12 protein-coding genes and 1 tRNA gene are annotated in these 14,335 nt (G+C 72.0%); 4 read left to right on the top strand and 9 right to left on the bottom strand.

Annotated features, from left to right (window positions below; all coding sequences use genetic code 11):
- Positions 1-6: 6 nt before the first annotated feature.
- The 8 genes from ACFVIM_RS24850 to ACFVIM_RS24815 all read right to left on the bottom strand — a co-directional run bounded on the left by ACFVIM_RS24850 (position 7) and on the right by ACFVIM_RS24815 (position 5,377).
- Positions 7-80: transfer RNA gene (locus tag ACFVIM_RS24850), tRNA-Lys, on the bottom strand.
- A gap of 99 nt (positions 81-179) precedes the next feature.
- Entirely contained in the window at positions 180-938 is a 759-nt protein-coding gene (locus tag ACFVIM_RS24845) for an IclR family transcriptional regulator (RefSeq protein ID WP_384305240.1), read from the bottom strand.
- Positions 939-1,120: 182 nt separating this feature from the next.
- On the bottom strand, positions 1,121-1,912 hold the full coding sequence (gene ehuA / locus ACFVIM_RS24840; protein ID WP_384305235.1) for an ectoine/hydroxyectoine ABC transporter ATP-binding protein EhuA: 792 nt from the start codon (positions 1,910-1,912) through the stop codon (positions 1,121-1,123).
- 79 nt (positions 1,913-1,991) lie between these two features.
- On the bottom strand, positions 1,992-2,642 hold the full coding sequence (ehuD, locus tag ACFVIM_RS24835; protein WP_384305232.1) for an ectoine/hydroxyectoine ABC transporter permease subunit EhuD: 651 nt from the start codon (positions 2,640-2,642) through the stop codon (positions 1,992-1,994).
- Positions 2,642-3,403 (bottom strand): ectoine/hydroxyectoine ABC transporter permease subunit EhuC, encoded by a 762-nt coding sequence (ehuC, locus tag ACFVIM_RS24830; protein WP_384305229.1) that lies wholly within the window; start codon positions 3,401-3,403, stop codon positions 2,642-2,644. The genes ehuD and ehuC overlap by 1 nt, the downstream gene beginning before the upstream one ends.
- Positions 3,400-4,314, bottom strand: a complete 915-nt coding sequence (gene ehuB, locus ACFVIM_RS24825) for an ectoine/hydroxyectoine ABC transporter substrate-binding protein EhuB (RefSeq protein WP_384305226.1) — start codon at positions 4,312-4,314, stop codon at positions 3,400-3,402. The genes ehuC and ehuB overlap by 4 nt, the downstream gene beginning before the upstream one ends.
- A 10-nt stretch (positions 4,315-4,324) precedes the next feature.
- On the bottom strand, positions 4,325-4,546 hold the full coding sequence (locus ACFVIM_RS24820) for a hypothetical protein (RefSeq protein ID WP_384305223.1): 222 nt from the start codon (positions 4,544-4,546) through the stop codon (positions 4,325-4,327).
- Between the two features lie 210 nt (positions 4,547-4,756).
- A complete protein-coding gene (locus ACFVIM_RS24815) occupies positions 4,757-5,377 on the bottom strand; it encodes a TOPRIM nucleotidyl transferase/hydrolase domain-containing protein (RefSeq protein ID WP_384305220.1) in 621 nt (206 codons plus the stop codon).
- 312 nt (positions 5,378-5,689) lie between these two features.
- Here ACFVIM_RS24815 and ACFVIM_RS24810 point away from each other — a divergent pair, with 312 nt between their 5' ends.
- The 3 genes from ACFVIM_RS24810 to ACFVIM_RS24800 all read left to right on the top strand — a co-directional run bounded on the left by ACFVIM_RS24810 (position 5,690) and on the right by ACFVIM_RS24800 (position 10,019).
- Positions 5,690-6,424 (top strand): decarboxylase, encoded by a 735-nt coding sequence (locus tag ACFVIM_RS24810; RefSeq protein ID WP_384305217.1) that lies wholly within the window; start codon positions 5,690-5,692, stop codon positions 6,422-6,424.
- Between the two features lie 121 nt (positions 6,425-6,545).
- Complete coding sequence (locus ACFVIM_RS24805; RefSeq protein ID WP_384305214.1) at positions 6,546-7,700, top strand: LLM class flavin-dependent oxidoreductase; 1,155 nt, start codon at positions 6,546-6,548, stop codon at positions 7,698-7,700.
- A gap of 621 nt (positions 7,701-8,321) precedes the next feature.
- A complete protein-coding gene (locus ACFVIM_RS24800; protein WP_384305212.1) occupies positions 8,322-10,019 on the top strand; it encodes a glycosyl hydrolase family 18 protein in 1,698 nt (565 codons plus the stop codon).
- Between the two features lie 264 nt (positions 10,020-10,283).
- On the opposite strand, the gene ACFVIM_RS24795 is transcribed toward ACFVIM_RS24800, so the two are convergent.
- On the bottom strand, positions 10,284-12,104 hold the full coding sequence (locus ACFVIM_RS24795; protein ID WP_384305210.1) for a putative bifunctional diguanylate cyclase/phosphodiesterase: 1,821 nt from the start codon (positions 12,102-12,104) through the stop codon (positions 10,284-10,286).
- A gap of 966 nt (positions 12,105-13,070) precedes the next feature.
- Here ACFVIM_RS24795 and ACFVIM_RS24790 point away from each other — a divergent pair.
- A complete protein-coding gene (locus ACFVIM_RS24790) occupies positions 13,071-14,270 on the top strand; it encodes a M6 family metalloprotease domain-containing protein (RefSeq protein ID WP_384305238.1) in 1,200 nt (399 codons plus the stop codon).
- The last annotated feature ends 65 nt before the right edge of the window (positions 14,271-14,335 follow it).

The raw sequence follows: 14,335 nt of genomic DNA, 5'->3' as shown, positions 1-14,335 counted from the left end.
CGTCTGTGCGCCGCCAGGGACTCGAACCCCGGACCCGCTGATTAAGAGTCAGCTGCTCTAACCAACTGAGCTAGCGGCGCTTGACGGGATAAATAGTACCCGCTGCCGGGGCGTGCTCCCGACCATGCGCGCCCGCCCCGGTGATCATGCGCCCCGGGGTCGTCGGCGCGGGGGCCCGTTCAGAGCACCAGCGACAGCACTACCGGTGCCGCCTTCCGGTTCAGGGTGTCGGCCGCCGCGCGCAGCCGGTGCGCGTGCTCGATCGGCAGGGAGAGCGCCAGCGAGCCGACCGCCGCACCCGCCGTCAGCGGGACGGCGGCGCAGACCGTGCCCACCGCGTACTCCTGGAGATCCAGGACCGGTACGGTCGGCGGCTGGCTGTCCAGCTTGGAGAAGAGCAGCCGCTCGCTGGTGATCGTCCGGGAGGTGAAGCGGGTGATCTTGTGCCGGGAGAGATGGTCCCGGCGGGCGTTGCGGTCGAGCTGGGTCAGCAGGCACTTGCCGACCGCCGCGGCGTGGGCGGCGTAACGGAAGTCGACGTACTCATGGACCCTCGGGGCGCGCGGACCGTCCGCGAACTGGGTGATCCGCACCTCGCCGTCGATATACCGGCTGATGTAGACGGCGGCGCCGAGCGAGTCCCGCAGCTGGGTCAGGGTGTCCTGGAGTTTGGCCTCCAGGGCCTGCTGGCGGGTGGCCCCCGAACCGATGAGGACCAGGGAGTCACCGATCGTGTACGCGCCGTCCGCGACCCGCTCCACATAGCCCTCGCGTACGAGCATGGCCAGCATGGGGGCGAGATGGCCGGTCGGCAGGCCCGTCTCCCGCGCGATCTGGACATCGGTGACGCCACCGCCGTACCGCGAGACCGTCTCCAGAACGCGCAGGACGTACTGCACCGAATGGAACGGTGCGGTCGGCTCCGGCTTGAGCGCCACGGTCTCCCCCTCGCAGGTCGTCACCGCAAGCTTCCGTACCACACGATAGCGTTCAAGGTCCGGCGAAGGGGCAGGGGTTGGCGAGAACGCGGGTCCCTCGAACCCGCGCACGCTGCGGCGCTGGTCTCTGGCATATGCCAAGGTCATGAAACCAGGTAAGGGTGCGGAAACGCTTCCGCACGTCAGAGCACCGCACTCAGGAACGCACGGGTCCGCTCCTGCTCGGGATCGCCGAAGATCTGGTCCGGGTGGCCGGTTTCGATCACCCGTCCCTCATCGAACATCAGTACGCAGTCCGAGATGTCCCGGGCGAAGCCCATCTCGTGCGTCACACAGACCATCGTGACATCGGTGGTCTTCGCGATGTCCCGCAGCAGATCCAGCACGCCCGCCACCAGCTCCGGGTCGAGCGCGGAGGTCACCTCGTCCAGCAGCAGCACCTTCGGCCGCATCGCGAGCGCCCGCGCGATGGCCACCCGCTGCTGCTGGCCGCCGGAGAGCTGGCCCGGATAGGCATCGGCGCGGTCCCCGAGCCCCACCATCTCCAGCAGCTCCCGGCCCCGCTCCTCGGCCTCGTCCCGGGAGAGCCCGAGGACGTGCACGGGGGCCTCGGTGAGATTGCGCAGGACCTTCATATGGGGAAAGAGGTTGAACTGCTGGAAGACCATCCCGATGTCCTTGCGCACCTCCCGTACGTACTTCTCCCCGGCCGGTACGAGACGGCCGCCGCGCTCCTCGTGGAAGAGGTCCCGGCCGCCGACGGTGATCCGGCCCTCGTCCGGCCGCAGCAGGGTCATCAGCAGCCGCAGGATCGTGGTCTTGCCCGACCCGGAGGGCCCGATCAGCGTGACGTGCTTGCGCGGGAAGACCCGGAAGTCCAGATCGTCGAGGACGGTCTGATCGCCGAACCTCTTGGTGACGCGGTCGAAGCGGATCAGATGCTTCTCGGTGCTCTCAGTGGCTGTGGTGCTCATGGTGCTCTCAGGACCTTCGGTGCTCTCGGTGCTCTCGGGGCGTTCTGGGCCCCCCGTACCCGTCACGGGCAGGGTGTTCTCAGCGGACAAGTCGGCGCTCCAGTGCTCGCATCAGAAGGGAGGCGGGATACGAGAGGGCGATGAAGGCGACGCCCACCACCGTGAACGCCTCCACCGTCAGGAAGGTCTCGGAGGAGAACTGGCGTGCCTCGCCGAGCATGTCCATCACGCCGATCACAAAGACCATCGGGGTGTCCTTGAGCATCGCGATCACGTAGTTCCCCAGCGCCGGGGCGACCCGGCGCACCGCCTGCGGCAGGATCACCGCGCCCCAGACCCGCCGCCGGGGCAGGCTCAGCGCGGTCGCCGCCTCCCACTGGCCCCGCGGGACGCCGTCGATCCCGGCGCGGTAGACCTCGGCGGTGTACGTGGAGTAGTGCAGCCCCAGACCGATGATCCCGGTCGTCATCGCCGACAGGGTCAGCCCCCACTCGGGCAGGACGTAGAACAGGAAGAAGAGCTGCACCAGCAGCGGGGTGTTGCGGATGAACTCGGTGACCGCCGCCACCGGCCAGCGCACCACCGCCGGGCCGGAACGGATCGCCACCGCCCACACCAGCCCCAGCGCGAAGGCGAGCAGCGCGCCCAGCGCCAGCGCCTGGAGGGTCACCAGCAGTCCGTCGAGGAAGCGCGGCAGGAAGTCACCGACCGCCGACCAGTCCCACACCATCAGCGCCCACCCCCCGCGGACCCCGCGGATGTCGCGGACCCCGCCGACCGCACGGCCCCCACAGCGCTGCGGACCCGGGCCCGCAGCGGTGTCCGCTCGGGCACCGGCTGCCCGGCCCCGGCCTTGGCCCGGCGCTCCAGCGCCCGCATGCCCCGGGTCAGGGTGAAGGCGAGGACGAAGTACATCAGCAGCACCACCGTGTAGACGGGGGCGCTCTCCCCGGTCGCGTTGCGGACCAGCGAGGCCCCGAACGCGATGTCGGCCACGCCCATCACGGAGACCAGCGCGGTCCCCTTGAGCAGTTCGATCAGCAGATTGGCGAACGGCGGCACCATCCCGGGCCACGCCTGCGGCAGCAGCACCCGGCGGAGCCGCTGGGCCGGGGTGAAGCTGAGGGCCACCGCCGCCTCCCGCTGTCCCGCCGGTACCGCGTCGAGCGCCCCGCGCACCACTTCGGACCCGTACGCCCCGTACGTCAGTCCAAGTGTCAGCACGGCCGCCCACAGCGGTACCAGCTGCCAGCCGAAGGCGAGTGGGAGCACGAAGAAGATCCAGAACATCAGGATCAGCGCCGACGTCCCCCGGAAGACCTCGAAGTAGACGCCCGCGACGAACCGGACGATCCACAGCCGGTGGCTGCGGGCCAGCCCGGTGACGAAGGAGACGACCACCGCGAGCGCCGCGCTGAGCACGGTCAGCTGGACGGTGATCCACACCCCCCGGAACAGCAGCTCCCAGAGCCCGGGAGTGATCTCGCTCATGCCGCGCACCTCTCCCGCGCGGTGACCGTCGTCATCTGGTCCTCGGTGAAGCCGAAGGGCCGCATGATCTCCAGCAGCTCCCCGCTCCTCTTGAGCGTGCGCAGCTCACGGTTGAAGGCGTCCCGCAGCGCCGTCTCGGGCTTGCGGAACGCGAACCCGCCGACATCGACCACCGGCTCGCCGTCCACGTACGGAGTGACCTCGCCGGTCGCCTCCGCGCGGGTCGTCCGGGTCTCGCGGATCACGTTGCGTACGGTCACGGCCGTGCCGACGAAGACATCGACCCGGCCCTGTTCGACGGCGAGCAGCCCGGCGAGCTGGTCGGGCAGCGTGGTGATCCGGCTGACCCCCGCCTCCTTGGCGTAACCGATCTCCGCGTACCCGACACCGGTCGCCATCCGGGCGCCGGACTCGGCGATGTCCCGGTAGCTCCGCAGCTTCTTGGGGTTGCCCTTCGGGACGATGAACGCGTCGCGCATCTGGTACTCGGGATCGGCGAAGACGACCTGGTCACAGCGGGCGGGGGTGAGATACATCCCGGCCGCGACCACATCGAACTGGAGCGAGTTCAACCCGGCGATCAGCGAACCGAACTCGGTGGGGAAGGGGTGGACCTCGGCCACGCCCAGCTCCGTGAAGATCCGCCGCGCGATGGCCGGGGCCGAGCCGGTCATCTCGCCGTCCTTGCCGATGTAGCCGTACGGCTGCTCACCGGCCAGACCCAGCCGGACCGAGCCCTTCGCGCGCAGCCGTTCCAGCAGTGTGCCGCCGTCGCCGGAGTCACCCGTGTCCACCCGGGCGCACCCGCCGACGGCGCCGAGCGCCCCGAGCGACGCGGCCCCGGCGAGCAGGGTCCGCCGCGCCAGCCGCCGCCCGGAGATCTGTCTTCTTCTGTCCGCTGGTCGAGCCATGCAGACGCGGCTACCCCGGCTGTCGCGCCGTATGTCTGTCGTACGACCGGACTTTGCGTCCCACGAGGCGGGTGTGGCTTCCCTGGCGGGTGATCCCGGAGAGCCGGTAGCCGTCGGGGAGCGCGGCGGACGCCCCTCCGGGGGACCAGGCGTGCCGCATGGCTTCGCTCTGGAGAAGGCTCTCGGGGATCGTCAGCGGATAGCCGCTCCGCTGGACTTCGCGCGGTTCCATGGCCCACCTACGGGGAGACGGGAAGTGATCTCGGCTCAGCGTAGACGCGCGGCCGAACGGGGCTCCCCCGATCGGCCTACGGGGTTCCCCGTTTCCGGTTGGCTGCCCGTTGCGGCCCGGCTCCTGGGACCCTTGCGGGCCGTACTGGTACGCGCCGTACCGGTACGCGCCCCGGCCCGGAGGGCAGAGGCCCCCCCGGCCCGGTCGGGGTCAGAGGCCGGACAGAAGGGCGTCGAGCGGCGGTGGGACGCGGTCGGGCGGGAGCGCCTCGACCAGGGCGCGCCCGTAGTGGATCTTGCGGCCCTTCTTCGTTCCCAGGAAGCGCCGCAGCTGCCGTTCCCTGGGGCGGCCCCGCTGCGCGGGCTGGCTCAGGAAGGTGGCCAGGGCGCGTCCGTCGCCCTCGTCCCGGATGAGTTCTTCGACCCGTGTCACCCCCAGCGCGCGGATCAGCTCGTCCTCCAGGTCCGCCGCGCACACGAAGTAGCCGTGGTCCGGCGCGCCCGCCCGTTGCCAGCCACGGGTGTAGTGGCCGCGTTCCGCCTCGTCGCAGAGTCCGGTCAGGCGCAGTCCGAGTCCGCGCGGTCCGAGGAGCCCGGCGAAGCGCCCGACGCTCATCGCGCCGCCCATGGGCAGGACGCAGATGCCCTCGGCGGCCAGCTCCCGGCCTTGGCGCGCGGCGAGCGCGTCGACGGCCGCCGCGTCGCTGCGGCCTTCGAGCAGGATCGCGGTGTGGACAGGGGTGTGGACGGCGAGTGAGCCGGCCAGCTCGCGCGTGGCTCCGCCGCCCGCCGCCGTGGTGACCGCTGCCCGGAACGCGTCCATGTCTGTCATGTCGGGGAGTCTGTGCCGTGCTCCGGCCCGCGCGCCAGGGAGTTTCCTCCCGGGGCGCCCCCCACGGGCCGGGGGCTCCGCCGGGCCGGACGCCAGGGCGCGCGAGCCGGTCGGGATCCCCACGGGAGCCGCCGCGTCCCCCGCTCCCGTCCGGCGGACCCCCGAGTGGGTGCCGTGCGGTGGGGCGGCGGCCCGGACGGGCCGAGGTGCGGGCGGGGAGGCGTGGGGCGGGGCCGCTGGTGGTACCTGAAGTGACCGGGGCGCCTACCGCACAGCAGTGCCCGGGGCGCCCACCGCACAGGAAGGCAGGACATGACCACGGTCGGACTTCTCTCCCCAGGACACACCGCCGAGGACGAGTTCCCCCGGCTTGAGGTGCTGCTCGACAGCGATATCCGGTTGCCCGCCGTGACCCTGGACGCTCCGGTCGGGTTCACCGCGGACGTCGACGGCGGTGAGCCGCTGCTCGGCCCGCCCGGCCGGCTCGCCCCGGCGCTGGAGGAGCTGCGGCTCGCGGGCGCGGACTCCGTGGTGTGGACCTGTGACGGGGACGGTTTCGGAGCGGGCTGGGCGCGTACGCACGAGGCGCTGCGGGCGCTCGCGCGCACCGCCGGGGTGCCCGCCTCGAACACCGCCGTCGGCTTCGTCAACGCGGCCCGCAAGCTCGGCGCCGAGCGGGTCGCCGTGGCCGCGACCTATCCGGCGGAGGTGACGGAGGGCTTCACGGAGTTTCTGCGGGCCGGGGGAGTGGAGGTGGTCGGGACCGCCTCGGCCGGGGTGCGCTCGGCCGCCGACACCGCGCGCTGGGGCGGTACGGAGGTGCTGGACCTGGCCCGTTCGGCGGACCGTCCGGAGGCGGGCGCCGTGCTGCTGCCGGACAGCGCGCTGCACACCGTGGCCCATCTCCCGGAGCTGGAGGAGGCCCTGGGCAAACCCGTGCTGACCGCCAGTCAGGTCAGTGTCTGGGAGGGGCTGCGCCTGACGGACCGCCGGGCCTGGGCCCCCAAGCTGGGCACGCTCTTCGCCCGCCCGCCGTACGCCTCCTGAGGCAGCCGGCCCGCCGGGCCGCCGGTCCACCACGGGGGCGACGGGAATAAAGGGAGGCTGCCTCCTGTTCCATCCCGCCGTGGACCAGAACGCATCGGCCGACCTCAGGAGGAGCGAGTCCGTGGGAGCAGAGACAGGCGGCGGCGCGCCGGAGAGCGGCACCAGGGAGGCGGCCGGACCGGTGCGGGGGCGGGCGCGCGGCAGCGCCCACGTACCGCTGTCGGTGCTCGATCTCGTCACCGTGGGCGCGGGGCAGAGCCCCGGCGAGGCGCTGCGCACCAGCGTCGCGCTGGCGCGGCTCGCCGACGCGCGGGGGTTCACCCGCCACTGGGTCGCCGAGCACCACGCGATGCCCGGGGTGGCGTCCTCCTCCCCGGCCGTGATCCTGGCCCATCTCGCCGCGCACACCCGGCGGGTCCGGCTCGGCTCCGGTGGGGTGATGCTGCCCAACCACGCGCCCCTGGTGATCGCCGAGCAGTTCGGCACCCTGGAGGCGCTCGCGCCCGGCCGGATCGACCTCGGTCTCGGCCGGGCGCCCGGTACCGACGGCGCCACCGCCGCCGCGCTGCGACGGACCGACCGGCTCCGGGAGGGCGCGGACGAGTTCCCCGAGCAGCTCGCGGAGTTGACCCGGTTCCTGGACGACAGCTTCCCCGACGGCCACCCCTACGCCCGGATCCACGCCGTCCCCGGGCCCGTGCAGGGCCATTCGACGGCCCGGCCGCCGATCTGGCTGCTGGGCTCGTCCGGGTTCAGCGCCCGGCTGGCGGGGACGCTGGGGCTGCCGTTCGCGTTCGCACACCACTTCTCGGCCCGCAACACCGTGCCCGCGCTCGATCTGTACCGCGAGACGTTCCGGCCCTCCGCCGTGCTCGACGCCCCCTACGCCCTGATCGGTGTCGCGGCCCTCGCCGCCGACGAGGAGCGCGAGGCCCGCCGCCAGGTCCTCACCGGCGCCCTGTCGATGCTGCGGCTGCGCACCGGCAGGCCGGGGCTGATCCCGACGCCGGAGGAGGCGGAGGCGTATCCCTTCAGCCCCGTGGAGCGGGAGTTCACCGATGACTGGCTCGCCAACGTCGTCCACGGCACTCCCGACGCCGTCCGCGACGGCCTGGACGCCCTCCAGAAGCGCACCGGCGCCGATGAGTTGATGATCACCGCCAATGTGCACGGGACCGCCGCCCGGCTGCGCTCCTTCGCACTGATCGCGGACGCGTACGACCTCCCGCACACGTCACCCGAGGGCGCGGAGCACGCGTCACCTGGCGACGCGTAACTCCCGCCCGGTTACCGGGTGGCTCCGGCCGCCCGGTGCCGCCGCGCTGAACCCGCCTCCCCAGGAGACGCGTTCACCGCCCCCGCGCACCACGTTCCCAGCGGTACGGAGGGGCCGCGGCCCACCTGTCGCGACGGCCGCCTCCGTACCCCCGGGACGGTGGCGCGCCGTCGCCGTGCCGCGATCTCCCGCACCGCATGGCGCATACCGCGCCGACGAGAGGGAAGACGATCACCGGCCCCGCGCACTCGGCGCACACCACGAGTCACACAGACCCCTTTGATGCCACTCGGCATCACGCGACATCATTCGATATCACTCGTCATCACGGGTATCACCGGTATCACGGGAAGAGAAACGGCCGACTGTTCGGTCGGTGGTTCAGCACCGGACCTTCCCTATGAGTCGGTCAACTCACCCTTAACCGCTCCTTAAGCCGCTCGTCATCGCCGTGGACGGGCGGTTATCTATGTCCCGACGCCGCTCTGACGAGCGGTTTCTCTCGCCGAATGGTCTAGTCCAACTTTGGTCAAGACCATTGACGTGAGCCTGACGGGCACCGCACTCTCTTCACCAACCGCGGTTCCCCTGCCCCAACCCCCCCACTCCCGGAGGCTGTTCGTGAGCTCCCGCAGACCCCTGATCGCGGCCTTGACGTCAGCGGCGCTCGCCGCTGGTGCCCTGGCCGGAGTCGCCGCCACCACCTCGGGGAGCGTGGCTGCCGAACCGGCGGCCACGTCCGCCGCCGCGCCGGTCAAGGGCGGGGTGAAGATCGCCTACTACGACCAGTGGAGCATCTACGGCAACGCCTTCTACCCCAAGCACCTGGACACCCGGGGGATCGCGGGCAAGCTGGACATCCTGAACTACTCGTTCGGCAACATCCACCCCACCGACCTGACCTGTTTCCAGGCCAACAAGGCGGCGGGCGATGACAACAACCCGAACGCCGGTGACGGCGCGGGCGACTCGTACGCCGACTACCAGCGCACCTTCTCCGCGGCCGACAGTGTCGACGGGGTCGGCGACCGCTGGGACCAGCCGATCGCCGGTGTCTTCAACCAGTTCAAGAAGCTCAAGGTCAAGTACCCCAAGCTGAAGATCAACATCTCGCTGGGCGGCTGGACCTTCTCCAAGTACTTCCACGACGCGGCCAAGACCGACGCCGCCCGCAAGAAGTTCGTCTCTTCCTGTATCAAGCAGTACCTCACCGGTGACCTGCCCGTCGCCGACGGCTTCGGCGGCGCGGGCACGGCGGCCGGGGTCTTCGACGGCATCGACATCGACTGGGAGTACCCCGGCTCGAACGGCGGCCACCTCGGCAACCACTACGGGCCCGAGGACAAGGCCAACTTCACCCTGCTCCTGGCCGAGTTCCGCCGTCAGCTCGACGCCTACGGCGCCGCGAACGGCGGGAAGAAGTACCTGCTCACCGCCGCCATGCCGGCCGGGCAGGACAAGATCAAGCACATCGAGACGGACAAGATCGGTCCGTACCTCGACTACGCGAACATCATGACGTACGACATGCACGGCGCCTGGAACTCCACCGGCCCGACGTACCACCAGTCGCCCCTGTACTCGCCGCCGTCGGACCCGACCAACCCGATCGCGCCCGGCACCCAGAAGTACTCGATCGACAACGCCGTGGACTCCTGGATCGACGGCAACCCGGCCTATGGCATCGCGGGCGGCTTCCCGGCCAACAAGATCACCCTCGGGTACGAGCTGTACTACCGCGGCTGGAAGAACGTCCCGGCCGGCGCCAAGAACGGTCTCGGCCAGTCCGCCAACGGCGGCAGCGCCCCGCGTCCGCTGAGCCAGGCGGCGGGCATCGCCAACTACAAGGAGCTCGGCGGGATCGTCGACAACCCGGCGACGACCTTCTGGGACGACGAGGCCAAGGCCGCGTACTTCTACAAGAACGGTGAGTTCTTCACCGGTCTCGACGAGCGGGCCGTCAAGGCGCGGGCCGACTACGCCCACAGCCGTGGGCTGGGCGGCGCGATGCTGTACTCGCTGATCGGCCTGGACAACAACACCACGCTGCTGAACCAGATCGTCGCCGCCGTCGGCCCGTCCCCCACCGGCCCGGAGCCGACGCCGACCCCGACCCCCACGCCGACCCCCACCCCCACCCCGACCCCCACTCCGTCTCCGGGCTGCTCCACGGCGGCCTGGGCGGCCAGCGGGGCCTACAACGCCAACGCGACGGTCTCGCACAACGGCCGGCTGTGGAAGGCGCAGTGGTGGACGCAGGGCGAGGAGCCCGGCACCACCGGCCAGTGGGGCGCCTGGCGCGACCAGGGCCCCTGCTGATCCCCTGATCCACCGCGTTCGCTGACGCTCCACTGAACGGCCGGGAAACCGGCCCCCAGTGACCCCCCGCGTCCCTCCCCCCACGCCAGGGACGCGGGACCATCCCCCCACACCACAACTGAAGACCGACTCCACCCGGGCTCGACCCCCACCGAGTCCCCCCACAAGAAGACCGCCCCCGGCCGGATGCCTCTCCTGGCCGGGGGCGGTTTCCATGCGCCGCGCCCACCCGTGCGCGCGGGGGCCGAGGGCGCCCGCGCCGCCTCACGCCGAGAGCGGGAACGGCACCCCGATCATCTCCGCGATCCGCTCCGGCGCGACCGCCCGGGAGTACAGCCACCCCTGCCCGGTGTCACACCCGATCCGCCGCAGCCGCAGCGCCTGCCCCGCCGTCTCCACACACTCGGCGGTCACCGTCAGGCCCAGCCGGTGCGCGAGCTGCACCAGTGCCTCGACGATCGTCTCGTCCGCCGGATTGGGATGGGCCGGGTCCTGGAACCCCCGGACGAACGTGCCGTCCAGCTTGAGCGCGGAGACCGGCAGCCGGCTGAGGTAGGCGAGGTTGGAGTACCCCGTCCCGAAGTCGTCGATGGCGATGCGCACGCCCATGTCGCTCAGCGCCTGGAGGGCCTGGAGCGGCCGTCCCGCCGACCCCATGACGGCGGACTCGGTCAGCTCCAGCTGGAGCAGTTCGGGCGCGAGCCGCGTCTCGGCGAGGATCTCGGCGACATCGGCCACCAGATCGGAGTCCCACACCTGTCGTACGGCGACATTGACGCTCATGAGCAGCGGGGGCGCGTCGGGGTGTTCGCACTGCCAGGCCCGTGCCTGACGGCAGGCCGTGCGCAGCACCCAGCGCCCGAGCTGGACGATCGAACCGTCCTCCTCCGCGATTCCGATGAACCGATTCGGCGCCAGTGTCCCGAACTGCGGATGGTGCCATCGGACCAGCGCCTCCACCCCCCGGGTGACCCCGTCCTCGAATCCCACGAGCGGCTGGTACTCCAGCGCGAACTCCCCGTGCTCCACGGCGCGCCGCAGGGTCGAGGAGAGGGCCTGGCGGGTGACCTGGTGGGCGTTGCGCTCGGGGTCGAAGAGGGTCCAGCGGGCCTTGCCGTCGGCCTTGGCCCAGTACAGCGTGGTGTCGGCGGCCTGCATCAGACCGGTCGCGCTGGTGCCGGTGACCGAACGCTCCACGACCCCGATCGAGGCGGAGACCGACAGCCGCTGCCCGTCCAGGTCGAAGGGGCGCTGGAGCGCGTCGAGTACGGCGCGCGCGAGTCCGGCGAGCTGCTCGGTGCCGAGGGAGTCCTCCACCAGGATGGCGAACTCGTCCCCGCCGAGCCGGGCCACCAGATGGCCGCCGCCCCGGCTGGCTCCCTCGTGGTCGGCGCACGCCGCGAGCCGTCCGGCGACGGCGGCCAGCAATCGGTCGCCGACCCGGTGCCCGAGCGTGTCGTTGATGGCCTTGAAGCCGTCCAGATCCAGGTAGCACAGCCCGATCCGCCCGGTGGAGCCATCGTCGTAGGCGGAGGACTCCAGCGCGGCCGTGAGCCGTTCGAAGAAGAGCGTACGGTTGGGCAGCCGCGTCACGGTGTCATGCATCTGCAAGTGGCGCAGCCGGGCCCGTAGCTCCCGCCGGTCGCTGACGTCGGCGACCGACAGCAGGAGTCTTCGGCTCTCGGCCAGGGGCGCCACCGTGATCTCCGCCCACAGGGTCCGCCCGTCGGGGTGCTTGAGCCGCCGGGTGCACCGGAAGCGGGAGCGCTGTCCGCGCAGCACCTCCCGGTAGGCGTGCCAGACGCGGCTGTCGGAGGCGAGGTCGACGAGTTCGGCGGCGGCCCGCCGCCGCAGGTCGACGCCCGCCGCGCCCAGGAGCGCGGCGAGGGCCGCGTTGGCGGTGACGATGACGCCGTCGTGGTCGAGCAGGGCCATGGCGAGCCGTGAGGCGCTGAACGCGGCGCGGTAGTCGCGCGGTTCGGAGGGGGCGCAGCCATGGCGTTCGTGACGCTCTGTGATCCGCGGGCGGGTCCTGCTGGGGACTGCGACTCCCGCGGGCCCTGTTCCTTCGGAGGTTCCGCTCACCGCTCACTCCCACAGTGCAGTTGTGTCGTACAGGGGGCGTACAGATGTGGTCGGGAAGGGTCGTGGGCTTGGGAAAACAGTTCGGGAAAGTGTGCCGATCATAGGGGCTGCTCCAGAGGCGTTCCACCTCCTCCACTTGGGTGGCGCCAGTCGGCGTGCCGGGCCCCCATCCGACCGATCGTTTCTGCGCGGGTCTGCGCGGGGCTGTTTCCGGACTGACCGATTGTGACTTTCCGTGACCCATCGGAGTGTCGGTGGTACGGGGTGGAGGGCCGCTCCCGGTCGGCACGTGTCACCCGGGTGGGGCAATGGAACAGGGCGAAGGATGCCAAAACGACACAAGGTGATGGAGGTGTCTCCCAATCCGAGCCGGAGGTCTACGTGGAGGGTCAGCACTCGCCCCCGGGAACACCCGGGGGAGTGGCGGGCGGGGACCCTCCCGGCGGCACCGAGCCCCCACGCGAGCGCGAGCCCCGGGATCCGGGGCGGTCGAGAGGTTCCGGGTCCGGCGCTCCGGAACCCCCGCAGCGGCCCGGGCCCGGGGCGCCGGACCGGTCGCGGGGATCCGCCTCCTGGAAGCCGTGGCCGTCGCGTGAGCCCGCGCCCCGGCATCCGGGACAGGCGCGTGAGCCCGCGCCCCGGGGCCGGGGGCCTGCGCAGGAGCCGCCGTCCCGCGACCCTGAGCCGCCCTGGGGATCCCGGCCCCGTGGTCCCGCGCGGCAGGACCCGCACGCCCCGCAGGGCCGCGATCCGCAGGATCGGGAACCCGCGCAGGACCGCGATCCGCACGATCCGGAACCCCTGCTCGACCGGAGACCCCGGCCCGCTCCGGAACCTCTGCTCGACCGGAGGCCCCGGCCCGCTCCGGAACCCCCGCAGGGGCCTCCGCCGCATGATCCCGGGCCGCCGCGCACTGGCTGGCGGGACGCCCCCGAACCGCCGCGCGCGCCCCTCGCCCGCTCCCGGATCCAGAGCGCCGCCGCCGCGCTGACCTCGCTCATGGCGCTCGCCGCCACCTCCCTCGTCGCGGGCCCGGCCGTCGCCAGGGCCTCCGCCGCCCCCTGCGCGCTGCCGCGCACCGAGGCCCACCACTCGCTCGGTCTCGACAGCTGGAACGGCGCCTACCCTCGGCCCGCCCGGCGCCTCGACGCCGTCATGGTCTTCCTCTCCTTCCCCGATTCCGTACCGCGCCAGACCCCCGCCGTCCTCGCCGCCGACCACTTCCCCGCCACCAGTGGCTTCTTCGACCGCGCCTCGTACGGGAAGTTCTCCCTGCGCGCCCACCCGGGCCGCGTCTGGGTGCGGATGCCGCAGGAGTCCACCGCGTACGGGATAAGCCGCGACTGGGATCCGCGCCGGCGCTCGGCCTATCTGCGGGACGCGCTCACCGCCGCCGACGCGGGCGTGGACTTCTCCCGGTACGACATCGTCTACCTGGTCGCCGATCCGGAGGCCCCGGGGGTGGACTCGGACGCCACCAAGGTCGTCAACTTCGACCGGCCGATGCGCTTCGACGGCACCCGGATCCGGCGGGTCGTGACGGTCTTCGAGCGCCATCCGCCCGACCGCAACGTGCTGGCCCATGAGACCGGGCACGTCTTCGACCTCCCCGACCTCTACCACCGGCCCAGCGACGGCAAGGGCGACTGGGACACCCATGTCGGCGACTGGGACGTCATGGGCAGCCAGTTCGGGATGGCGCCCGATCTCTTCGGCTGGCACAAGTGGAAGCTCGGCTGGCTGCCCGGCAGCGCGGTGCGCTGTGTCGCCGGGCCGCAGCTGATCACCCTGGAGCCGATCTCCGCGCCCGCGCCGGGAGGCGGTCTCGGCACCCGTCTCGCGGTGGTGCGTACGGGGGTGGGTGACGCCCTCGCGATCGAGGCGCGCGGGGCGAGCGGCAATGACGAGTCGGTCTGCTCGGAGGGGGTGCTGCTCTACCGCGTACGCTCCGACATCGCCTCCGGCGCGGGTCCCATCGAGGTGGTCGACACCCATCCGGAGACCGAGGCGTGCTGGGACCAGTCGGTCTATCCGCCGCTCGCCGACGCGCCGCTCGCGACCGGGGAGACCTTCACCATGCCGGGCGCCGAGGGCTCCCGTACCCGGATCGAGGTCGGCGACCGTACGGCCTCGGGGGCCTGGACGGTGAAGATCACCACGGTGTGAGCGCCGCGCCGCGGTCCCCGCGGTCCGGGCCAGGAGGAAATGACGGAAGGCCCCTCGCTCTCGCG

The sequence above is a fragment of the Streptomyces sp. NPDC057638 genome (assembly GCF_042800315.1).
Lineage (GTDB): Bacteria > Actinomycetota > Actinomycetes > Streptomycetales > Streptomycetaceae > Streptomyces.
This window is presented reverse-complemented; position numbering and strand designations above follow the sequence as displayed.

What these genes read in the sequence shown, in the direction of transcription:
- ehuA (WP_384305235.1), bottom strand. Translation starts at nt 1,912, where the DNA reads ATGAGCACCACAGCCACTGAGAGCACCGAGAAGCATCTGATCCGCTTC.
- ehuD (WP_384305232.1), bottom strand. Translation starts at nt 2,642, where the DNA reads ATGGTGTGGGACTGGTCGGCGGTCGGTGACTTCCTGCCGCGCTTCCTC.
- ehuC (WP_384305229.1), bottom strand. Translation starts at nt 3,403, where the DNA reads ATGAGCGAGATCACTCCCGGGCTCTGGGAGCTGCTGTTCCGGGGGGTG.
- ehuB (WP_384305226.1), bottom strand. Translation starts at nt 4,314, where the DNA reads ATGGCTCGACCAGCGGACAGAAGAAGACAGATCTCCGGGCGGCGGCTG.
- ACFVIM_RS24820 (WP_384305223.1), bottom strand. Translation starts at nt 4,546, where the DNA reads ATGGAACCGCGCGAAGTCCAGCGGAGCGGCTATCCGCTGACGATCCCC.
- ACFVIM_RS24815 (WP_384305220.1), bottom strand. Translation starts at nt 5,377, where the DNA reads ATGACAGACATGGACGCGTTCCGGGCAGCGGTCACCACGGCGGCGGGC.
- ACFVIM_RS24810 (WP_384305217.1), top strand. Translation starts at nt 5,690, where the DNA reads ATGACCACGGTCGGACTTCTCTCCCCAGGACACACCGCCGAGGACGAG.